This is a genomic window from Pseudomonas sp. TH08 (assembly GCF_016651275.1).
Lineage (GTDB): Bacteria > Pseudomonadota > Gammaproteobacteria > Pseudomonadales > Pseudomonadaceae > Aquipseudomonas.
Map to the genome: position 1 here is coordinate 1,071,986 of NZ_JAEKEE010000004.1, position 21,109 is coordinate 1,093,094.

General features: G+C 60.3%; 23 protein-coding genes and 1 pseudogene. 14 read left to right on the forward strand and 10 right to left on the reverse strand.

Features of this window, described 5'->3' with window-relative positions:
* Positions 1-203: 203 nt before the first annotated feature.
* Entirely contained in the window at positions 204-926 is a 723-nt protein-coding gene (gene pcsA, locus JFT91_RS21805; protein ID WP_201234033.1) for a phosphatidylcholine synthase, read from the forward strand.
* Positions 927-1,715: 789 nt separating this feature from the next.
* Here the strand turns inward: pcsA and JFT91_RS21810 are convergent.
* A complete protein-coding gene (locus tag JFT91_RS21810; RefSeq protein WP_201202532.1) occupies positions 1,716-2,528 on the reverse strand; it encodes a class I SAM-dependent methyltransferase in 813 nt (270 codons plus the stop codon).
* Between the two features lie 32 nt (positions 2,529-2,560).
* Complete coding sequence (locus JFT91_RS21815) at positions 2,561-2,833, reverse strand: DUF4242 domain-containing protein (protein ID WP_201233823.1); 273 nt, start codon at positions 2,831-2,833, stop codon at positions 2,561-2,563.
* On the opposite strand from JFT91_RS21815, the gene JFT91_RS21820 reads away from it, so the two are divergent.
* Positions 2,832-2,972 (forward strand): hypothetical protein, encoded by a 141-nt coding sequence (locus tag JFT91_RS21820; protein WP_201233824.1) that lies wholly within the window; start codon positions 2,832-2,834, stop codon positions 2,970-2,972. The genes JFT91_RS21815 and JFT91_RS21820 overlap by 2 nt on opposite strands.
* Positions 2,973-3,071: 99 nt before the next feature.
* Complete coding sequence (locus tag JFT91_RS21825; protein ID WP_201233825.1) at positions 3,072-3,533, forward strand: GNAT family N-acetyltransferase; 462 nt, start codon at positions 3,072-3,074, stop codon at positions 3,531-3,533.
* Positions 3,534-3,550: 17 nt separating this feature from the next.
* Here the strand turns inward: JFT91_RS21825 and JFT91_RS21830 are convergent.
* The 3 genes and pseudogenes from JFT91_RS21830 to JFT91_RS21840 all read right to left on the reverse strand — a co-directional run bounded on the left by JFT91_RS21830 (position 3,551) and on the right by JFT91_RS21840 (position 5,312).
* Positions 3,551-4,761, reverse strand: a pseudogene (locus tag JFT91_RS21830) (cytochrome c biogenesis protein DipZ).
* Positions 4,762-4,808: 47 nt separating this feature from the next.
* Entirely contained in the window at positions 4,809-5,021 is a 213-nt protein-coding gene (locus tag JFT91_RS21835; RefSeq protein ID WP_201233826.1) for a hypothetical protein, read from the reverse strand.
* Between the two features lie 27 nt (positions 5,022-5,048).
* Entirely contained in the window at positions 5,049-5,312 is a 264-nt protein-coding gene (locus JFT91_RS21840) for a DUF2790 domain-containing protein (RefSeq protein WP_201233827.1), read from the reverse strand.
* Positions 5,313-5,607: 295 nt separating this feature from the next.
* Between JFT91_RS21840 and JFT91_RS21845 the strand changes: the two genes are divergently transcribed.
* Both JFT91_RS21845 and JFT91_RS21850 read left to right on the forward strand, forming a co-directional pair.
* On the forward strand, positions 5,608-6,348 hold the full coding sequence (locus JFT91_RS21845) for a response regulator (protein WP_064392669.1): 741 nt from the start codon (positions 5,608-5,610) through the stop codon (positions 6,346-6,348).
* The gene (locus JFT91_RS21850) at positions 6,345-7,652 is read left to right on the forward strand and encodes an ATP-binding protein (protein WP_201233828.1); all 1,308 of its coding nucleotides are present in this window, start codon (positions 6,345-6,347) and stop codon (positions 7,650-7,652) included. The genes JFT91_RS21845 and JFT91_RS21850 overlap by 4 nt, the downstream gene beginning before the upstream one ends.
* Positions 7,653-7,772: 120 nt before the next feature.
* On the opposite strand, the gene JFT91_RS21855 is transcribed toward JFT91_RS21850, so the two are convergent.
* Both JFT91_RS21855 and JFT91_RS21860 read right to left on the reverse strand, forming a co-directional pair.
* A complete protein-coding gene (locus JFT91_RS21855; protein WP_201233829.1) occupies positions 7,773-8,522 on the reverse strand; it encodes an HvfC family RiPP maturation protein in 750 nt (249 codons plus the stop codon).
* Positions 8,515-9,294, reverse strand: a complete 780-nt coding sequence (locus JFT91_RS21860; protein WP_242489329.1) for an HvfB family MNIO-type RiPP peptide maturase — start codon at positions 9,292-9,294, stop codon at positions 8,515-8,517. The genes JFT91_RS21855 and JFT91_RS21860 overlap by 8 nt, the downstream gene beginning before the upstream one ends.
* Positions 9,295-9,770: 476 nt before the next feature.
* Between JFT91_RS21860 and JFT91_RS21865 the strand changes: the two genes are divergently transcribed.
* Positions 9,771-10,817 carry a class I SAM-dependent methyltransferase gene (locus tag JFT91_RS21865; protein ID WP_201233830.1) on the forward strand — a complete coding sequence of 349 codons (1,047 nt, stop codon included), beginning with the start codon at positions 9,771-9,773 and terminating at the stop codon, positions 10,815-10,817.
* 171 nt (positions 10,818-10,988) lie between these two features.
* A complete protein-coding gene (locus tag JFT91_RS21870) occupies positions 10,989-11,831 on the forward strand; it encodes an NAD-dependent protein deacetylase (RefSeq protein WP_201233831.1) in 843 nt (280 codons plus the stop codon).
* A gap of 107 nt (positions 11,832-11,938) precedes the next feature.
* Here JFT91_RS21870 and JFT91_RS21875 read toward each other — a convergent pair whose 3' ends face one another.
* Entirely contained in the window at positions 11,939-12,814 is an 876-nt protein-coding gene (locus JFT91_RS21875) for a LysR family transcriptional regulator (protein ID WP_201233832.1), read from the reverse strand.
* A gap of 245 nt (positions 12,815-13,059) precedes the next feature.
* Here JFT91_RS21875 and JFT91_RS21880 point away from each other — a divergent pair, with 245 nt between their 5' ends.
* Genes JFT91_RS21880 through JFT91_RS21890 form a run of 3 tightly spaced genes read left to right on the forward strand, consistent with a single transcriptional unit; the run spans position 13,060 to position 15,641 of the window.
* The gene (locus tag JFT91_RS21880) at positions 13,060-13,758 is read left to right on the forward strand and encodes a CoA transferase subunit A (protein ID WP_103306907.1); all 699 of its coding nucleotides are present in this window, start codon (positions 13,060-13,062) and stop codon (positions 13,756-13,758) included.
* Positions 13,759-13,782: 24 nt separating this feature from the next.
* Entirely contained in the window at positions 13,783-14,448 is a 666-nt protein-coding gene (locus JFT91_RS21885; RefSeq protein WP_201233833.1) for a CoA transferase subunit B, read from the forward strand.
* Between the two features lie 11 nt (positions 14,449-14,459).
* The gene (locus JFT91_RS21890) at positions 14,460-15,641 is read left to right on the forward strand and encodes an acetyl-CoA C-acetyltransferase (RefSeq protein ID WP_201233834.1); all 1,182 of its coding nucleotides are present in this window, start codon (positions 14,460-14,462) and stop codon (positions 15,639-15,641) included.
* 153 nt (positions 15,642-15,794) lie between these two features.
* Here JFT91_RS21890 and cobF read toward each other — a convergent pair whose 3' ends face one another.
* Positions 15,795-16,550 (reverse strand): precorrin-6A synthase (deacetylating), encoded by a 756-nt coding sequence (gene cobF, locus JFT91_RS21895; protein ID WP_201233835.1) that lies wholly within the window; start codon positions 16,548-16,550, stop codon positions 15,795-15,797.
* Complete coding sequence (locus JFT91_RS21900) at positions 16,550-17,119, reverse strand: phosphoglycerate mutase family protein (protein WP_201233836.1); 570 nt, start codon at positions 17,117-17,119, stop codon at positions 16,550-16,552. Before JFT91_RS21900 ends, cobF begins: the two co-directional genes overlap by 1 nt.
* Positions 17,120-17,450: 331 nt before the next feature.
* Here JFT91_RS21900 and JFT91_RS21905 point away from each other — a divergent pair, with 331 nt between their 5' ends.
* From JFT91_RS21905 to JFT91_RS21920, 4 genes are read left to right on the forward strand one after another with little or no spacing between them, the layout of a single operon-like run.
* Positions 17,451-18,305, forward strand: a complete 855-nt coding sequence (locus JFT91_RS21905; RefSeq protein WP_201227021.1) for a MurR/RpiR family transcriptional regulator — start codon at positions 17,451-17,453, stop codon at positions 18,303-18,305.
* Between the two features lie 2 nt (positions 18,306-18,307).
* Positions 18,308-18,952, forward strand: coding sequence for a cysteine hydrolase family protein (locus JFT91_RS21910; protein ID WP_201233837.1), 645 nt, complete (start codon positions 18,308-18,310; stop codon positions 18,950-18,952).
* Complete coding sequence (locus JFT91_RS21915) at positions 18,949-20,280, forward strand: type I glutamate--ammonia ligase (RefSeq protein WP_201233838.1); 1,332 nt, start codon at positions 18,949-18,951, stop codon at positions 20,278-20,280. Before JFT91_RS21910 ends, JFT91_RS21915 begins: the two co-directional genes overlap by 4 nt.
* A complete protein-coding gene (locus JFT91_RS21920) occupies positions 20,264-21,016 on the forward strand; it encodes an N-formylglutamate amidohydrolase (RefSeq protein ID WP_201233839.1) in 753 nt (250 codons plus the stop codon). The genes JFT91_RS21915 and JFT91_RS21920 overlap by 17 nt, the downstream gene beginning before the upstream one ends.
* Positions 21,017-21,109 lie beyond the last annotated feature (93 nt).

The following is a 21,109-nucleotide window of genomic DNA, read 5'->3' on the forward strand; positions in this document are numbered from 1 at the left end:
GCCATTGCGCCAGCACCGTTTGGCCGACACTCGAGACCAAGGCGAGTCGGGCCGGGATTTTTTTCGCCGGGCAGCTAAGATTCATGGTGGGTGAACCTTATCCCGGCCAGACCGGTCGATAGCTGCAACCCCGACCCGGTTTGCCGGCGCCCTTACCTATAAGGACGATAACCGGCATGCATCACTTTCTGGAGAACGCCCCTGTGATATCGACCGTACACATCGCCAGGCTCAAAGCATGGGGCGCCCATGGTTTTACCGCGACCGGCGTGGTCACCGCTTTCCTTGCCACCCTCGCCCTGCTGGAAAACCAGCCGACCCATTGCCTGATGTGGCTGGGTGTGGCGCTGATCGTTGACGGCCTCGACGGCGCATTGGCGCGCAAGGTCAATGTGCAATCGGTGCTGCCGAGTTTCGACGGCTCGATCCTCGATCTGGTGATCGATTACCTGACATACGTGTTCATTCCGGCCCTGTTCATCTATCGCTACATTCCGTTGCCCGACTACACGCTGTTGCTGACCGTGTCGCTGATTCTGGTGTCGTCGCTGTTCTGCTTCTGCAACGTCAACATGAAGAGCAAGGACAACTACTTTGTCGGTTTCCCTGCCGCGTGGAACGTGGTCGCGCTGTGCCTGTACATCATCGGGCCGGGGCCGTGGATCACCTTTCTGACCGTGATTGGCCTGGCGCTACTGACCGTGACGCGAATGAAATTTCTGCATCCGTTCCGTGTACGCCGCTTTATGCCGATCAACATTGCCGTTACGGCAGTCTGGCTGCTGTGCAGTTTGTCGCTGGTGCTCAATCATCCGGTGATCAACCCGTTGGTGATGGGGTTGTGGCTGCTGATGTCGGCGTACTTCCTCGGCATCTGCATCTGGCGCACGGCGCTGGAGTGGTTTGATCGATCCCATCAGAAGTAAGCCCAATCGACACACTGGAACCTGTGGGAGCTGGCTTGCCAGCGATGACGGAGGATAAGTCGATATCTTTGTTGTCTGACACACCGCTATCGCGAGCAGGCTCACTCCTACAGGTTTTGTGTCGTTTACAGACGCGGTGTACGCCGCCAATCTCTGTAGGAGTGAGCCTGCTCGCGATGGCGGCGGGTCAGTCGATATCAATGTTGAATGTCAGAAAGCAATCGCTTGCAGGCAAGCTCCCACAAAGATTTGCGGTGCATGTGGAATTTGACGGCACCACAGAAACCTGTAGGCGCTGGCTTGCCAGCGATGGTGGAGGATCAGTCGATATCTTTGTTGTCTGACACACCGCTATCGCGAGCAGGCTCACTCCTACAGGTTTTGTGTTGTTTACAGACGCGGTGTACGCCGCAAATCTCTGTAGGAGTGAGCCTGCTCGCGATGGCGGCGGGTCAGTCGATATCAATGTTGAATGTCAGAAAGCAATCGCTTGCAGGCAAGCTCCCACAAAGATTTGCGGTGCATGTGGAATTTGACGGCACCACAAAAACCTGTGGGAGCTGGCTTGCCAGCGATGGTGGAGGATCAGTCGATATCTTTGTTGTCTGACACACCGCTATCGCGAGCAGGCTCACTCCTACAGGTTTTGTGTCGTTTACAGACGCGGTGTACGCCGCAAATCTCTGTAGGAGTGAGCCTGCTCGCGATTGCGGTGGGTCGGTCAGCATATTTATCTGCCGATAGACCGCTATCGCTGGCAAGCCAGCTCCCACAAGGATCGAGTTCGACTCAGCGCTTGGTAATCACCACCTCCAGATACTCGCTCGGCACTACCAGCGAGCCCTCGCCCGCACGATTCGTGCGATTGAGCAAGTCCGCCAGATCACTTTCCAAGGCCCGACCGCTTTCCGGCGGCAATGCCGCGAACGCCTTGTGCACCGGCCCATACCAATGCCGAAAAATGTCGATGAAGTGCGCTGCCGAGCGATAACGAAAGTTGAAGGTGCGGCGGGTGACTTGCAGCAGAAAATCGCGCTCGTCGAAATGGCTGTGCAACCAGGCTTCCATGCCCCAGTTCGAGGGTGGCTGGGCACTGGCGGGAGGCGGCAGATGTCGGCCGAGGACCTTGAACATCTGGCCGACAAAGCCTTCCGGCGTCCAGTTGGCCAGACCAATGCGTCCACCACGCCGACAGACCCGCGCCAGTTCGGCAGCCGCCTGCGCCTGATCCGGCGCAAACATCACACCGAAAGTCGAAAGCACCGCGTCAAAACTATCGTCTTCGAACGGCAGCGCTTCGGCATCGGCGACCTGGAATGTGACATCCAGATGCTCCGCCCGAGCCCGATCCTGCCCGCGCTCCAACAGCGCCGCAACGTAGTCGGTGGACATCACCAGACAACCACGTCGCGCGGCCGCCAATGTCGCATTGCCGTTGCCGGCGGCGACATCCAGCACTTCTTCATCGCAGCGCAAGTCGCAGGCTTCGGCGAGGTTTTCACCGACAATTTGCAATGTGGTGCCAATCACCGCGTAATCGCCGCTGGCCCAGGCGACTTTCTGGCGTTCTTTCAGGGCCGTCAGATCAATCGGGGTACTCATGCACAGTGCTCCGCAACAGGTTGAAGCTGCCTTCACTCGGCGGTTGTCGGGTCGATGACCGTCACCACTCGCGCCACGCTGTTGGCGGGGAAACCACCGAGGCGAGCGTGTTCGCGCACCTGCTCTTCATTGGGAGCGATATACACGCAGTAAATTTTGTCGGCAGTGACGTAGCTCTGTAGCCACTGCACCTGTGGCCCGAGTTCCCGCAACGCCTGGCAGGACGTTTGCGACACGGCCTTGAGTTCTTGCTCCGACAGCTTCCCGGCCCCTGGAATCTCGCGTTCAATCACGAATTTCGGCATGGCAACCTCGCGTTCTTCTTGTGGTGTAGCGTTTGTGGCGGGGCCGGCAGTGGCCCTGCTCGCCCACTATCGCGCCGAGCCTGACCTGCGTCTTCGCCAATCGTCCGCCAAGCCCGCAAAACCGCGTGTTGGCCGATGAGTGGCAGGAATTTGTAAAGCCGCCGCAACACCCTCGGGATTGCCAGTCGCCCGGGAATGATTTTTCATGTCGGCAACACCTTCCGAACGGACTCTCCCAATGACTTTGCACCTCGACTGGCTCGCGCAGCACATGCAGCACAGCGACACTTACGCCGAATGGATTCATCGGCAGTTTCACTACGAATACGCGCACCAGCCACTGACCGAGTGGCAAGCGGAATTCGCCCAAGGCCAAAGCAACGGCAATTGGCCGTGCCTGATCGCTCTGAACGATGGGCATCTGCTGGGCGGTGCCGCGCTAGCCCGCGAGGATCTGGCGCATCGACCCGATCTCGGCCCTTGGCTGGCCTGTGTATTTGTCAGCCCCGAGGCTCGCGGCCAGGGTCTGGCGGAGCGCTTGATCGACGGGGTTTGCCAGCAAGCGAAAAGCCATGGTCTGGCGCACCTGTATCTGCATACGCAGAACAAACAGGACTACTACGCCAAACGCGGCTGGAGGGTCGTGGAGCGGTTTCACGCCTGGGACAATGATCAATGGCTCATGGTCCGTGATCTCTGAGCCAATGGGGTGGTTGATCAGGCAGCAGGTGTCTTGGCCTCTTCCAGCAATTGCCGAATCATTTGCTCCTGCGCCTCGTAGCGCCCTTCGCCGAAGTGGCTGAAACGCACCTGGCCCTTGGCGTCGATCAGGTAATGCGCCGGCCAGTACTGGTTATCGAAATTGCGCCAGATCGCGTAGTTGTTGTCGATGGCCACCGGGTAAGTGATACCGAGCTTTTTCACTTGATCCCTGACGTTGTCGATGATGCGTTCGTAGCCGTATTCCGGGGTGTGCACGCCAATAACGACCAGCCCATCCTTTTGGTACTTTTGCGCCCATTCCTTGACGTAGGGCAAGGTGTGTTGGCAGTTGATGCAGTCGTAAGTCCAGAAGTCCACCAGCACCACTTTGCCGCGCAAGGATTCGGCGCTCAATGGCGGTGAATTGAGCCATTGCACGGCACCGGCCAGCGACGGCATCGCGCCTTTGCTCTCGTCCATCAGCGGATCAGCGCGGACCTTGCTGACGAGGAAGTCGAGCACTTTCGGCACGTTATCCAGCAGGCTTTTCTCGACACTGGCGACACTTTCCGAGGAAGTGCCGGCCAACAGGATTTTATCGGCACCGGTGGAAATCACGGCCGCCGCCACGAGTACCGCGACACCGGCGCCACGGCGCAACCAACCAGTGAACGGGATCGACGGTTTCAAGCGGTTGACCAACCCGCGACCGGCGAAAATCAGCGTGCCCAACGACAACGCACTGCCCGCGCCATAAGCCAGCAACAACAGGCTTGTCTGCGCGTTGGCGCCTTGCAACATGGCGCCCGTGAGAATCACCCCGAGGATCGGCCCGGCACACGGCGCCCACAACAGCCCGGTGGCGACGCCGATCATCACCGAGCCCAAGGGCCCGGCCTTTTTTGCGCAGCGGGATCGAGGCGGTTGCCGAGCCACACAAACGGACGCGCCAGCCAGTCGCCGATTCGCGCCGAGATCAGCGACAGCGCAAACAGCGCCATGACGATCAGCGCGATATGGCGACCGTTGTTACTGGCCTGAATCACCCATTCACTGCTGACCACAGCCAGGCTGGAGATCAGCGCGAAGGTCAGTGTCATACCGCCAAGAGTCAGCAATATCGAAGAACGGCTGCGCTGCGTCCCGGCGAACAGGAATGGCACCACCGGCAGGATGCACGGGCTAAGAACGGTCAAGAGACCGCCGAGGAAAGCGATGAGGTACATAAAAGTCACCCTGAATAAATGTGAAAACCGAGCCCTGTGGCCAGGGATCAGGCGTTCTGGCTTTCCAGCCTCTGCCCTTGCGGCGTGCGGCCGGCGCCGTCAGCCGCGAGCAAGGCATCAGCACCTTGTTTGGCGATTGGCGTCAGTTGAAAACAGCTGCTGCCGTGGCAGCTATGCTGTTCAACCGCAGCGTTGGCATGGGTGGCGGCACCGGCGAGAGAGAAAGCGACGGCTGTGAGGAAACGCGAGAAGTTATTCATGGTTTTTCCCTTCAAAAGAGTGACGAATCAGTTGTCGTTGTTGCAGCCGTCAGCAAACTTGCGGTAATCCAGCTCGTGGGTTTTATTGGCCGAATCCAGGTACGTCATGCGCGCATCGACGACGCCGCACGTCACCGAGTTGTCCTGTGTCAGCGAAACCACTTTCTGGATATCCAGGTGCGTGCCGTAGCTGTAGGTTTGCGGGGTGACAACGGCTTCGGCGCGGGCCGACAGGGTGCAGATGTTCAGCGCGGCAAACAGGCAGGCGGCGATAACGGAAGTATTTTTCATGGCGTGTTCCTCAAGGCTTCAGTGGGTTTGAGCCGAGGCGTTGTGGTGTGCCTCGATGGGGCTCATTCAAGGCTCTCGAGGTATCGTCTATGTGTCGGAAACTGGCGGGTATAAATGGCTGTGTATCCCTGCTGCCCGGGGATACACAGCGATACAAAAGCCTGAAAAAATCGCGTTTTTGCGTCCCCGTGTATCGGCTGTCATGCCAGATACACTGCAATACAAAGGCAGGCAGGCGAGCGTGCGAAGGCTCGATAGACTGCACGGTATTCCCCTTTGATAGAGGCTTGGTCCCATGGAACATGTCGATCACATTCTCATCGTCGACGACGACCGCGAGATCCGCGAACTGGTCGGCAACTACCTGAAGAAAAACGGCCTGCGCACCACCGTGGTCGCCGATGGCCGGCAAATGCGCAGCTTTCTCGAAGCCAACACCGTCGACCTGATCGTGCTCGACATCATGATGCCCGGCGACGATGGCCTGCAGCTGTGCCGCGAACTGCGCGTGGGCAAACACAAGGCCACGCCGGTGCTGATGCTCACCGCCCGCAACGATGAAACCGACCGCATCATCGGCCTCGAAATGGGCGCCGACGACTATCTGACCAAACCTTTCGCCGCCCGTGAATTACTCGCGCGGATCAATGCCGTGCTGCGCCGCACGAGGATGCTGCCGCCGAATCTGGTGGTCACCGAAGCGGGTCGCTTGCTGGCGTTCGGCCGTTGGCAACTGGACACTTCGGCCCGCCATCTGCTCGACAAGGACGGCACCATGGTCGCCCTCAGCGGTGCGGAATACCGCTTGCTGCGGGTGTTTCTCGATCACCCGCAACGGGTGCTCAGCCGCGATCAATTGCTCAACCTGACCCAGGGTCGTGATGCCGATCTGTTCGACCGTTCGATTGATCTGCTGGTCAGCCGCTTGCGCCAGCGCCTGCTGGACGACGCCCGTGAACCGGCCTACATCAAGACCGTGCGCAGCGAAGGGTATGTGTTTTCGCTGCCGGTCGAGATCCTCGGTGCCCCGGCATGAGCCTCAACCTGCACTGGCCGCGTACCCTTGCCTCGCGGGTGTCGCTGATTTTCCTGATCGGCCTGATCCTCGCCCAGGCGCTGTCGTTCGGCGCGCAGTATTACGAGCGTTACCAAAGCGCGAAAAACACCATGCTGGGCAATCTGGAAACCGACGTATCGACCTCGATTGCGATCCTCGACCGCTTGCCTGCCGAGGAGCGCCCGGCGTGGCTCAAGCGCCTGGCGCGGGCCAACTACGGCTATCTGCTGAGCGAAGGTGAACCCGGCACCGCCATCGGGCCGGGCGACGTGCCGATTGCAGTCACGTCGATCACCGATGCAATCGGCGACCAATACCCGCTGACGTTCACCGACATTCCCGGCCCGCGAAAGCACTTCCAGGGCCACTTGCGCCTGAGCGACGGCAGCCCGGTGACCATCGACGTGCGCCCCTCGATGGTGCCGCTGTCGCCCTGGTTGCCAGCGGTATTGCTCGGCCAACTGGCCTTGATGATTGCCTGCACCTGGCTGGCGGTGCGCATTGCCATCCGCCCCCTCACCCGCCTGGCCAACGCCGTGGAAACCCTCGACCCCAGCGCTCACCCGATTCAGCTGGACGAGAAAGGCCCGAACGAAGTGGTCTACGCCGCCCGCGCTTTCAACGCGATGCAGGCGCGGATCGCCGATTATCTGAAGGAGCGCATGCAACTGCTGGCGGCGATCTCCCATGACCTGCAAACCCCCATCACCCGAATGAAACTGCGCGCCGAGTTCATGGACGACTCGGCGGAAAAGGACAAACTGTGCAACGACCTCGGCGAGATGGAACACCTGGTGCGTGAAGGCGTGGCTTACGCCCGTAGCATCCATGGCTCGACCGAGGAAAGTCGGCGCACCAACATGGATTCGTTTCTGGAAAGCCTGGTGTTCGACTATCAGGACATGGGCAAGAATGTGCAGCTTGTCGGCAAGAGTGAGGCGGTGGTCGACACCCGTCCGCACGCGTTGCGCCGGGTGTTGATCAACCTGACCGACAACGCCCTGAAATTCGCCGGCGCAGCTGAAGTGTGGGTCGAAGCGAACAAGGGCAACCTGTCGATCACCGTCATGGATCGCGGCCCGGGGATTGCCGAAGCGGAACTCGCGCAGGTGATGCAGCCTTTCTATCGCGTGGAAAATTCGCGCAACCGCGATACCGGCGGCACCGGGCTGGGTCTGGCGATCGCCCAGCAACTGGCGATGGCCCTGGGTGGCTCGTTGACCCTGAGTAACCGCGAGGGCGGCGGCTTGTGTGCCGAGCTCAACCTCCCTCTACACCTTTAATCTCAACACCATCCCCTGTAGGAGTGAGCCTGCTCGCGATAGCGGTCTGTCAGTCAAACCAGCTCCGACTGACAGACCGCTATCGCGAGCAGGCTCACTCCTACAGGGATTTGTAGTGTTTTAGAGAGTGCCGATCACGCCGTCTTCATGCATTTGCTGCAACAACGCCAATCCACTGTCCATGAACGCTGCATCTGCCAGCTGCCCCGCCTCCTGCGCCAATCCCTGCAACTGCTCACGCCCGGTCAATGCCGCAAACTCACCGATGCGCTGCAACAACCGCCATGTCAGTGGGCTCAGTTCCGAGAATTTCACGCTGAAATCCGCATCCCGCCGTGCCAGCAACAGCGTCGGTTGCTGCGGGGCGACCGAGGGCTGGTGATCTGGCCCGAGCAACTGCACCGGCCACACGTAAGCCAGCGGCCACGCCAACGCCGATACCTGCAACGGCTGCTCCAGCAACAACCCCGCATCGGTTGACGGCAAGGGCTGGGCGTCGGATTGCTGCAAGACCATCTCGACCCATTCGTAATGCGCCAGCTCCAGCAGAAATGCCGGCCACTGACCTTCGCGCAACACCGCAGGCTGCGCGGCAAGAAAGTCGAGGAACGCTTCGGCAATCTCAGCGAATTTCGGGGTCTGCGCGCGGTAGTCGCGTAAAAAACCGCGAATCAATTGGTTCCAGCGCTGTTGGCCGATGATCCGGATCAGTACCGGAAAAGTGCCGCTCAACAATTGCGAGAGATTATTGAACAGCAGATCGCGGTAGACATTGACCCGCGTGACGTTCATTCCAGCAGGTGGTGGTTGCTGCTCAGGATCACGCAGATAGCGCGTCAGTGCCTGTTGTTGTCGTTCGAGGTTATCCACGTGGAACTCCTTCGCCTTGCAGACGGCGGATGGTCTGTAGCTCGGCGACCAGTTCGCTGAACGCCGGAAAATTGAAATCCCGCTCGAGCAACGTTGGCCGTGCGCCAAACCTGGCATAGGCTGCGGCCAGCAATGACCACACCTGCGGTTTCACCGAGGCGCCATGGGTGTCGATCTTCAGTGTGTCGGACTCATCGAAATGCCCGGCCACGTGCATGCCGACCACCCTGCCCGGCTCGATCCGCGCGAGGAAATCCTGTGGATCAAAGCCGTGGTTGATCGAGTTGACGTAGACATTGTTGACGTCCAGCAGCAGGTCGCAATCGGCCTCGCGCAGCACGGCGTTGGTGAAGGTCACTTCGTCCATGTCCTGGCGCGGGGCCGCATAGTAGGAGACATTTTCCACCGCCAGACGCCGCTCGAGAATGTCCTGGGATTGGCGGATCCGCGCGGCGACGTGGCGCACGGCCTCCTCGGTGAACGGCAAGGGCAGCAGATCGTAGAGATGGCCGTCGTCGCTGCAATAACTCAGATGCTCGCTGTAATGCCGGACCTGATGATGGTCGAGAAACACCCGTATCTCTTGGAGAAAACCAGTGTCGAGCGGCGCCGAACCGCCCAGCGACAACGACAATCCGTGACAGGACAGCGGATAACGTTCGGCCAGTTCGCGCAGCGCCGCGCCGTGGTCACCGCCGACGCCGATCCAGTTTTCCGGGGCGACTTCGAGAAAATCGAAATCGCCGGAACGGGCGACTAGCAGGTCTTTCATCAGACCACGCCGCAGACCCAGACCGACGCTGGGTTGCCTTGATGATGGGGAGTTTGCATGGGAGTTGACCTCGTTTGATTGGCCAACCCATTTGAACCGACGGCTGTATCGCCGCTGTGTTCAGCCCACCGGGGATTTGCCACCTCGTGTATCCCCGAGCCAACGCGATACACGGCAATACAAATCCCTCATCAAACACCGTCCCCTGTGGGAGCTGGCTTGCCAGCGATAGCGGGGTATCAGGCACCAAGTCAGTAGCTATGCCTACGCCATCGCTGGCAAGCCAGCTCCCACAGGTTTTTCAGTGCCCACAAATTCAGCGTCTATCCCGGACGAGGGCTAGACTCTTTCATTACCCAGTCGAGGGGGCCGCAGGACTTTTGCCGTGCCCTGCCCGTTTCCATGACCACCGCCCGGTGGCGCATGCCTCGACCTCAACGTCGCCGGACCGTGATCCTGTTTCAGGAGCACATGTGATGGACGAGTCCCGACTCAACGAGTTCATGGGCAAACTCGTCAACGACATGGGTGGCGCAGCGATGCTCGCCAACGTCATCGTCGGCGAAGAACTCGGGCTGTACCGGGCGATGGCCGACAGCCAACTGATCAGCCCCGAAAGCCTCGCCGAAAAAACCTCCTGCAACCCGCGACTGGTACGTGAATGGCTCAGCGCTCATGCGGCGTCCGGCTACATGGAACATTCAGAGGGCCAGTTCCGTCTGCCGGAAGAACAGGCTTTAGCATTGGCCATCGAGGACTCACCGGTTTACGTCGCGGGCGGCCTCGGGGTGGTGGCGTCGTTTTTCCACGACAAGGACAAACTGGTCAAAGCCATGCGCGGCAATGGCGCCCTGCCCTGGGGCGATCATCATCCATGCATGTTCACCGGCACTGAGCGGTTCTTCCGCCCGGGCTATAAAGGCCACTTGATCGCCGAATGGTTGCCGGCGCTAGACGGCGTGGTAGCCAAACTTGAAAGCGGCGCAAAGGTCGCCGACATCGGCTGCGGACACGGTGCGTCGACGGTGATCATGGCTCAGGCTTTTCCCAACTCGCGGTTTGTCGGATTCGATTACCACGCACCGTCGATCACCATCGCCACACAGCGTGCTGAAGAAGGAAAAGTCAGCAACCGCGTGCGGTTCTTCCAGGGCACGGCGAAAAGCTATCCCGGCGATGATTATGACCTGATCTGCTATTTCGACTGTCTGCACGATATGGGCGATCCGGTCGGTGCGGCCCGCCATGCGTTCGAGTCGCTGAAGGATGACGGGACGGTGTTGCTGGTCGAGCCGTTTGCCAATGATTCACTCGACGACAACATCACACCGGTCGGACGGTTGTTTTACGCGGCCTCGACGTTCATTTGCACGCCGAATTCGCTGTCTCAGGAGGTCGGCCTCAGCCTAGGAGCGCAGGCTGGGGAAATGCGTCTGCGCAAGGTCTTTACCGAGGCCGGATTCAAACATTTCCGCCGAGCCACACAAACGCCGTTCAACCTGATACTGGAGGCGCGCAAGTAAATCATCAGGACTGAAAAGAACACATACCCTGTGGCGAGGGAGCTTGCTCCCGCTGGACTGCGCAGCAGGCCCATCCTTTGGGGCCGCTTCGCGCCCCAGCGGGAGCAAGCTCCCTCGCTACAGGGGTCGGTGCTAACCTGCAAGGCATTCTCTCTGCCAGGAGCGCTGACCATGCTCGACAGCCCGATCCTCGAACACCTCGATACGCTGCAACAAGCGATGGCCGATGGCAATTTTCTGGTGCTGACCGGTGCCGGCATCAGCACACCGTCGGGCATCCCTGATTACCGCGACAGCGAGGGTGTGCGCCGTGGCCGTCAGCCGATGATGTATCAGGAGTTCCTCGCCGCTCCCGAATCACGCCGCCGTTACTGGGCAAGGGCCATGCTCGGCTGGCCACGGGTGCGTCAGGCACGGCCGAATGCGGCGCATGAGGCATTGGCGAGTCTGCAGAGTCACGGGCGGATCAGCGGGCTGATCACGCAGAACGTCGACACCCTGCACGATCAGGCCGGCAGTCATGACGTGATTGAACTGCACGGCAGCCTGCATCGCGTGTTGTGCCTGGATTGCGGTCAGCGCAGCGAGCGGGATGCGATTCAGCAGTTGATGGAGTCGCAAAATCCATATCTGGCCGGGGTCGATGCGGTGCAGGCGCCGGATGGCGACACGCTGCTTGATCCGGCATTCGAAGCTCGGTTTCAAACGCCGCGCTGCCCGCATTGCGATGGCGAGCGGATGAAACCGGACGTGGTATTTTTCGGTGAAAACGTGGCTCAGCCCACAGCGGCGCGGGCGATGGCGGCGGCCGAGAATGCCGGAGGGTTGCTGGTGATCGGGTCTTCGTTGATGGCCTACTCGGCGTTTCGCTTGTGCCGGGTGATTGCGGATCGCGGCAAACCGTTGATGGCGATCAACCTGGGCAAGACCCGGGCGGATGATTTGCTGGATCTGAAAATCGAAGCCTCCTGCGAACAGCTCCTGCCGTTGCTATCGCAACAGCTCATCTCCTGAACACATAAATTCCCTGTAGGAGTGAGCCTGCTCGCGAAAGCGTCTTGTCAGCCAACATCTTTGCAGACTGAAACACCGCTATCGCGAGCACGCTCACTCCTACAGGTTCAGTGTTCGGCTTTGAGGATATCGAACAGCGCCTGCGCCGCCGCCGACAGTTCATTGCCCGGCTCGGTCAACACGCCGATCGCCCGCTCCACCGAATCATTCAGCGTCAGACAGCGCGCGCCCAATTCCTGCATCTGTTCGGCGCACAGTGCCGGCACCGCGCTCACCCCCAGTCCACTGGCAACCATCCGCCCGACCGTTGCCAATTGATGACTTTCAAATTCCACCGGCAACTTCATGCCCCGCGCGTGCAAATGCTCTTCAAGCATCACCCGTACAGTCGAGGGCCGCTGCAACGTGATAAACGGCTCCTGCAACAGTGTCTGCCAGTCGATCTCGGTGCGATTGGCCAGCGGCGAATCCTGCGGCACCACCGCCACAAAGCGATCCATATACAGCGGCGTAAACGTCATCGAAGTGTTCTGCATTGGCTCGAACGCTACGCCCAGTTCCACCTGGCGGTCGCGAACCATCTCTAGCACTTGCTCGTTGATCACGTCGTTGACCGTGACGCTGACGTTCGGATAGCGCGCCCGGAAGGTCTTGAGGATCGGCGGCAACAGGTTGCCGGCAAACGACGGCATCGCCGCCAGCGTCACCCGCCCGCGTTGCAGGCTGAAGCGCTGACGCATTTCATCTTCGGCGTTGTCCCAGTCGGCGATCAGACGCCGGGCCAGCGGCAACAGCGATTCGCCTTCCGGGGTCAGCGCGACATTGCGTGTGTTGCGGCTGAACAGGCGCCCGCCCAAGCCCTCCTCCAAAGCCTTGATGGTCAGACTGAGCGCCGATTGCGACAGGTGCAGGCGCTCGCCGGCCACGGCGAAGCTGAGGCTTTGCGCGACGGCGAGAAAGGCACGGATTTGTTTGATGGTCATGGGCGTCAGGCGACCTTAATGTAGGAGCTGCCGCAGGCTGCGATCTTTTGACTTTTATCTTAAAAAAACAACATCAAAAGATCGCAGCCTGCGGCAGCTCCTACAGGGGCTAGGTGATTTGAAGAGACTTTATTGAGTTTTATCTATCAATCAACCTTAAAAATCAACTTAACAAATATATCGTCCAGCGCGACACTCCAGTCATTCGGCTAGCCAGCCGCCCGCAAATAATAAAAGAGGTGCATATGGCAGGTTTCGACAAGCGCGTGAGTTCCTACGAGGAAGCCCTCGCCGGGCTTGAGGACGGCATGACCGTCATCGCCGGCGGTTTCGGTCTGTGCGGCATTCCGGAAAACCTGATCGCCGAAATCAAGCGCAAGGGCACCCGCGACCTCACCGTGGTTTCCAACAACTGCGGCGTTGACGGTTTTGGCCTCGGCGTACTGCTCACCGACCGCCAGATCAGCAAAGTGATTGCCTCCTACGTCGGCGAAAACAAGCTGTTCGAAGAGCAACTACTCAAAGGCGAAATCGAAGTCATCCTGACCCCGCAAGGTACTCTCGCCGAAAAAATGCGCGCAGGCGGCGCCGGCATTCCGGCCTTTTTCACCGCTACTGGCGTCGGCACACCTGTCGCCGAAGGCAAGGAAGTGCGTGAGTTCAAGGGTCGCAAGTACCTGATGGAAGAATCCATCACCGGCGACTTCGCCATCGTCAAAGGCTGGAAAGCCGACCATTTCGGTAACGTCATCTACCGCCACACCGCGCAGAACTTCAACCCGCTGGCCGCCACCGCGGGCAAGATCACTGTGGTTGAAGTCGAAGAAATCGTCGAACCCGGCGAACTGGACCCATCGCAGATCCACACCCCGGGCATCTACGTCGATCGGGTCATTTGCGGCACGTTCGAAAAACGCATCGAACAGCGCACCATCCGCAAATAATTCAGGCTGACGGAGAATAACAACATGGCACTTACCCGCGAACAAATGGCTCAGCGCGTCGCCCGCGAAATGCAGGACGGCTACTACGTGAACCTTGGCATCGGCATTCCGACCCTGGTCGCCAACTACATTCCCGAAGGCATGGAAGTCATGCTGCAATCGGAAAACGGCCTGCTCGGCATGGGGCCCTTTCCGACTGAAGAAACCATCGATGCCGACATGATCAACGCCGGCAAACAGACCGTGACCGCACGCGTCGGCGCATCGATTTTCAACTCCGCCGAATCCTTCGCGATGATCCGCGGAGGCCATGTCGACCTGACTGTGCTGGGCGCGTTCGAAGTCGACGTCGAAGGCAACATCGCCTCGTGGATGATTCCCGGCAAACTGGTCAAGGGCATGGGCGGTGCGATGGACCTGGTGGCTGGCGCCGATAACATCATCGTCATCATGACCCACGCGTCCAAGGACGGTGAGTCGAAGCTGTTATCCAAATGCAGCCTGCCGTTGACTGGCGCCGGCTGCATCAAGCGTGTGCTGACCGACCTTGCCTACCTGGAAATCGAAAATGGCGCTTTTGTCCTCAAGGAACGCGCACCTGGCGTCAGCGTCGAGGAAATCGTCGCAAAAACCGCTGGTAAAATGATCGTCCCGGATCACGTACCGGAAATGCAGTTCGCTGCCCAGTGAGGAATTCGAAAATGCAAGACGTCGTAATTGTTGCCGCCACGCGTACCGCGATCGGCAGTTTCCAGGGGTCGCTGGCCAGCGTTTCCGCCGTGGATCTGGGCGCAGCGGTCATTCGCCAGTTGCTTGAGCAGACGGGTCTGGACGGTGCCCAGGTCGATGAAGTGATCATGGGCCAGGTGCTGACCGCCGGTGCCGGCCAGAACCCGGCGCGTCAGGCTGCGATCAAGGCTGGCCTGCCTCACGCCGTGCCAGCCATGACCCTGAACAAGGTGTGTGGCTCGGGCCTCAAAGCCCTGCACCTCGGCGCGCAAGCGATCCGTTGCGGCGACGCTGATGTGATCATCGCCGGCGGTCAGGAAAACATGAGCCTGTCCAACTATGTCATGCCGGGCGCACGTACCGGTCTGCGCATGGGCCATGCACAAATCGTCGACACCATGATCAGCGATGGTCTGTGGGATGCGTTCAACGATTACCACATGGGTATCACCGCCGAGAATCTGGTCGAGAAATACGACATCAGCCGTGAGCAGCAAGATGCCTTCGCTGCCGCGTCGCAGCAGAAAGCCGCCGCCGCCATCGAGGCCGGGCGTTTTGTCGATGAAATCACCCCGATCCTGATCCCGCAGCGCAAAGGCGATCCGGTTGCGTTCAAGGTCGACGAACAGCCGCGTGGTGCCACCACCGCCGAATCCCTGGCGAAACTGCGTCCAGCGTTCAAGAAGGACGGCAGCGTCACCGCTGGCAACGCTTCGTCGCTGAACGACGGTGCCGCCGCCGTGATCCTGATGAGTGCCGAAAAAGCCAAAGCGCTTGGTCTGCCAGTGCTGGCGAAAATCGCCGCTTATGCCAATGCTGGCGTCGACCCGGCCATCATGGGCATCGGTCCAGTGTCGGCGACCCGCCGCTGCCTGGACAAGGCCGGTTGGGAAATCGACCAACTCGACCTGATCGAGGCCAACGAAGCCTTCGCGGCACAATCGCTGGCGGTGGCCAAGGATCTGCAATGGGATCTGAGCAAGGTCAACGTCAACGGCGGCGCCATTGCGCTGGGCCATCCGATCGGTGCCTCGGGTTGCCGCGTGCTGGTGACGCTGCTGCATGAAATGATCAAGCGCGATGCGAAGAAGGGTCTGGCGACCCTGTGCATCGGTGGCGGCCAGGGTGTAGCGCTGGCGCTGCAACGCGTGTAACGAGCAATACAGGCGGCGGGCGGATCCACGACATCCGCTCGCTGTCTGCCCCATGTACTAAGTCCCTCGTGAGGACAGACCCAATCTTTGCACCGACCACAATTCCCTGTGGGAGCGAGCCTGCTCGCGAAAGGGCCGTCCGGTCATTGAGATCTAGGGTTTGCGCAGCAGATAGGTATCCATGATCCAGCCATGTTCAGCCCGGGCGGCCTTGCGTACCCGCTCGATCTGATCCGCGACATCCTTGAGCTTGCCGCTGAGCAAAATCTCATCCGGCGTACCCAGATAGGCGCCCCAGAAAATCTCGGTGTCCTGATCGGCCACCGAATGGTAGGAATCTTCAGCATCGAGCATCACCACCAGACTGTCCGCGTCACTCACCTGACCCGCCGCCAAGCGCCGGCCGGTGGTGATTTCAACGGAGCGGCCAATCGTGTTCAACGGCACTTTGTGCTGCGCCGCCAACGCCTGAACGCTGGTGATGCCAGGGATCACTTCGAACTCGAAGTCACACCGGCCTGAAGCCAGAATCGCCTGCAGAATACGAATCGTGCTGTCGTACAACGCCGGGTCACCCCAGACCAGGAAACCACCGCATTGGCCGTCAGACAATTCGTCGTTGATCAGCCGTTCGAAGGTGTGTTGCTTGGCGCGGTTGAGGTCGTCGACGCTGGCCGCGTAGTCGACGTCGCCGCGCTCACGCTCGGGGCTATGGGCTTCAGCGAAACGGTAGGCAGGATCGGTGATATAGCGCTCACAGATCTCGCGGCGCAGATCGATCAGTTGGTTCTTGCTCTGGCCCTTATCCATCAGAAAGAACACATCGACCTGATTCAGCGCCTTCACCGCCTGCATCGTGATGTAGTCCGGATTACCGGCACCGATGCCGATCACCAGCAGCTTTTTCATCAGACAGCCTCCTCAATGTCGATGCCGGGCAAGCGTAGCCGCCAGATACCGTTAAAGCGCAAATCGACCATTGCCAGCGGCTCGACATCTATTGCATTGAATGCAGCGCCCCGCACCACCTGCATCAGCGCCGCACGCACGATGTAAGGATGAGTGATGGCGACGATATGCCCTGGCGTGGCTTTCAACCCATCGAGCCAAGCCGCCACTCGCTCGCCCAGTTGCACCACCGACTCGCCGCCGGGCGGTGCGGCGTGGGGATCGGCGAGCCACGCTTGCAATGCTTGCGCGTCGCTATTCTGCAACTGCTTGAGCGACTGCCCGTGCCAGCGGCCCCAATCACAATCACGCAATGCCGGATCGATCTCGGCATCCGGGCCAAACCACTCGGCGGTCTGCCGTGTGCGTAACTCGGGGCCGCATAGCAGACGGAACGCGCCGTCGAAACGGTCAGCCAGTGAGTCGGACGCCAAACGCTGATTTTCAACAGGCTCGTTCGTAGGAAAACGCGACAATTTCTGTGCGACGGTTCGAGCATGGCAAATCAATGTCAAACGGCTGGTCTGCACGATCGATCACTCTGTCGAGAATCATGAAAATCCACGGCGCAATGCCGAACCAAGGGCAATTGTGCCGTAAACCGGGGGCTCAGGGGGCTTGATGCAATTTCGCGAAAAAGTGACTTAAGCGCAAAATCGGCAAAATCTGACATCACTGTGGGCAATGGACTACAAAGCAGAACGACTACCGTGTAGCCCTTGTTACACGGGCATCTTGCTCCATTTTGGGGCCTTGGCAAAAGGACAAAAAATTCACTAGACATGTAGCGCCAGTTACATAAATACTGTTTTAACGGATTATGAAGCGAATTCAACACCCCTCCATCCAGCAGGAGCCCGGATGCCCCCTCTCAGAGACCTGATCACCGATCCCGGCCTGGATCTTACGCCGTCGGAGCGCAAAGTCGTTCGCGCCTTGCTTGATCAGTACCCGCGCAATGGCTTGGGACCGATGGCACGTCTGGCCGAACATGCCGGTGTCAGCGATCCCACCATCGTGCGGCTGGTGAAAAAGCTCGGTTTTGGCGGTTATGCCGAATTCCAGGAAGCGCTGCTCAGCGACATGGACCATCGCCTGCGCTCGCCGCGTACCTTGTTGCAGCCGCGTGCGCATCAAAACAAGGATGACGCCTGGGGCCATTATCTGGGCGAGAGCCATCGCCTGCTGGTCGAAACCCAGTCGCTGACCCAGCCGGAAGACGTGCGGATCCTCACCGACTGGCTGCTCGACACACGTCACCAGGTGTACTGCTTCGGCGGACGCTTCAGCAGCCTGATGGCGACTTATCTGCTCAATCATCTGCGCTTGCTGCGCCCCGGTTGCTTTGCCCTGGAAGACAACGCGCTGCTGCCGGACCGGCTGTTCGACCTGCAACGCCAGGACGTGGTGCTGGTGTTCGACTATCGCCGCTACCAGACCCAGGCCCTGCGCGTCGCCAGTGCTGCGAAAAACAATAACGCCCGAGTGGTGCTGTTTACCGACATCTATGCGTCGCCGCTGCGCGAGATGGCTGATCTGATCATCAGCGCCCCGGTGGAATCGGCATCACCGTTCGACACCATGGTGCCGGCGCTGGCTCAGGTCGAGGCATTGATCGCCTGCCTGACCTTGCGTGGCCCCGATCTGGCCGATCGCCTGGAAGGCATCGACGCCCTGCGCAACGACTTCGCCACTCACCTGCTGGAGGATAAATAAGGATGTTCAGCCTTCCCCACCGCTCGCCACGGGATCTGCCGTTTGCCCCCGACCAGACCGCGCTGCTGTTGGTCGACATGCAGCGCGCCTGGCTCGAACCGCAGTTCGACCCGCACCTCAATGGCCCGGACGCCGAGTACTTCCTCAGCCGTGCCCGCGCGCAGGTGGTGCCCAACCAGCAACGCCTGCTCAGCGCGTTTCGCCAGGCGCGGCAAAACGTGCTGCACACGATTATTGAAAGCCTGACTGCTGATGGTCGCGATCGCTCGCTCGACCACAAACTGTCAGACATGCACCTGCCCAAGGGCAGCCCGCAGGCACAGATCATCACCGAACTGGCACCGCTGGAAAACGAAATCGTCCTGCCGAAAACCTCGTCCGGCGTGTTCAACTCCACCGCCATCGACTACGTGCTGCGCAACCTTGAAACCCGTCACCTGATCATCGCCGGCATCGTCACCGACCAGTGCGTGGACATGGCCGTGCGTGACGCCGCCGACCGCGGCTATCTGGTGACCCTGGTCGAAGACGCCTGCGCCACTTACAGCGCCGAACGCCATGACGCCTGCCTGAACGCGATCAAGGGTTATTGCTGGATCACCGATACGCAAACCGTGCTCGGCCGTTTGCAGGAGATGCAGCCATGAGCGCTCGCCTGACGCCGCTGCCGATGACCACCATCGTCACCACCGACTTGATCGGCATCACCCGGGGACGCTCGTTTCCCACTGATGAGCTGGAGCATTATCAGGCGGCCGGTTGTGGCTGGGTGCCGGCCAACAGTGCGTTGACCCCGCAGGACATCATCGCCTCGAACAATCCGTGGGGCGCTTACGGCGACCTGCGATTGATCCCGGATCTGAGCAGCCGCGTGACCGTGAACAATGGCCCGGATGCCGATGCCCCAGCGCTGGACTTCATCCACGGCGACATCCACGAAACCGATGGCCGCCCGTGGGGCGCATGCCCGCGTACGCTGCTGCGCGATGAAGTGGAGCGTTATCGTGACGAGTTGGGCTTGCAGGTCAACGCTGCGTTCGAGCATGAGTTCAACCTGCACGCAGGCTTTGCCGAGCACTTGGCGTTTTCCCTCGAAGCCCAGCGTCAAGGCGCCGAATTCGGTGGCTGGTTGCTCAGCGCGCTGCGCGCCGGCGGCGTCGAGCCGGAAATGTTCCTGCCCGAATACGGCAAGCACCAATACGAAATCACCTGTCGCCCGACGCTGGGTGTGGCTGCGGCAGACCGCGCGGTAAACGTGCGTGAAATCACCCGCGAGATCGCCCGGCAACTGGGTCTGGATCTGAGCTTCGCCCCCAAAACCGCTGAGAATGCGGTGTGCAACGGCGTGCACTTGCACGTCAGCCTGCTTGATCTGAGTGGCCAGCCGATGCTTTACGACGCGGGCACCAGCAACGGCCTGTCGAGCCTCGGTCAGCATTGGGCGGCGGGGATCCTGCACTACTTGCCGGCGCTGTGTGCATTCACCGCGCCGACGCCGGTTTCCTACCAACGCTTGCAGCCGCATCACTGGAGTGCATCCTACGCCTGCCTCGGCCAACAGAACCGGGAAGCGGCGCTGCGCATTTGCCCGACCGTGACGCTGGGCGGAAAATCCGTGGCCCAGCAGTTCAACCTGGAGTTCCGCGCCATGGACGCCACCGCCTCACCGCACCTGGCGATGGCGGCCCTGCTGATCTGCGGACGACTGGGCATTGAACAGCGTCTGGCGCTGAACGCCATCACCGATGACGTTCCAGATTCACTCAACGACGAGCAGCGCAAGGCCCGGGGCATTGTTGCCCTGCCCGCCTCGCTGGCTCAGGCACTGGACTGCCTGCGCGACAGTGCAGCCTTCAATGATTGGCTGCCCAAGCCGTTGCTCGACACCTACCACGCCCTGAAAACCGAGGAACTGGCGCTGACGGAACAGCTCTCGCCCGCTGACTTGTGTGAGCACTATGCACGCCTGTACTGAATCCGCCGAACTGGGGTTGTACACCCGACCGGCCTACAACCTGAGCCGCGAGGACTCGACGCACCCGTTGATTCTGGTGTGCGAACACGCCAGCCGCTACATCCCCGACGCCCTGAACAATCTGGGCCTGGACGACGTTGCGGCCCGTGAACACATCGCCTGGGACATTGGCGCGCTGCAACTGGCCGAGCAGTTGGCGCAGACACTGGGGGCGACCTTGTTGAGCGCCAATTATTCACGGCTGCTGATCGATCTGAATCGCCCGCGGCATGCACCCGACAGCATCCCGGCACAAAGCGAGATTTATCAGGTCCCGGGCAATCGCGACCTCGACGAAGCCACACGCGAGTACCGCCGTCAGACCCTGTTCAAGCCGTTTCACGCACGCTTGCAGACGTTGATCGACGAGCGCCTCGCCAACGGTCAAGCGGTGCGCGTGGTGGGGATTCACAGTTTCACCCCGGTGTATTACGGCCAGCCGCGTCCACTGGAAATCGGCGTGTTGTTTGGTCAGGCCACAAGGTACGCGCAACGCGTGCTCGATGGCCTTGGCGAGCATCCGCTGAAAGTCGCGGGCAACCAGCCGTACAAGATCGATCCGCTGGGCGACATGACTGTGCCGGTGCACGGCGATGCCCGTGGCCTCGACTCGCTGCTGATCGAGGTGCGCAACGACTTGCTGCGCAGCCCCGAAGCCGTGTCGCGCTGGGCCGCATACCTCGCGCCCCTGCTGTAACGAAAGACTGCTGTAACGGATGTTTCGAGCACTGCTGACGCTGTAAACGATGGACCGATATAACAACTAAAAACGATCGACTGGCTGACAAGG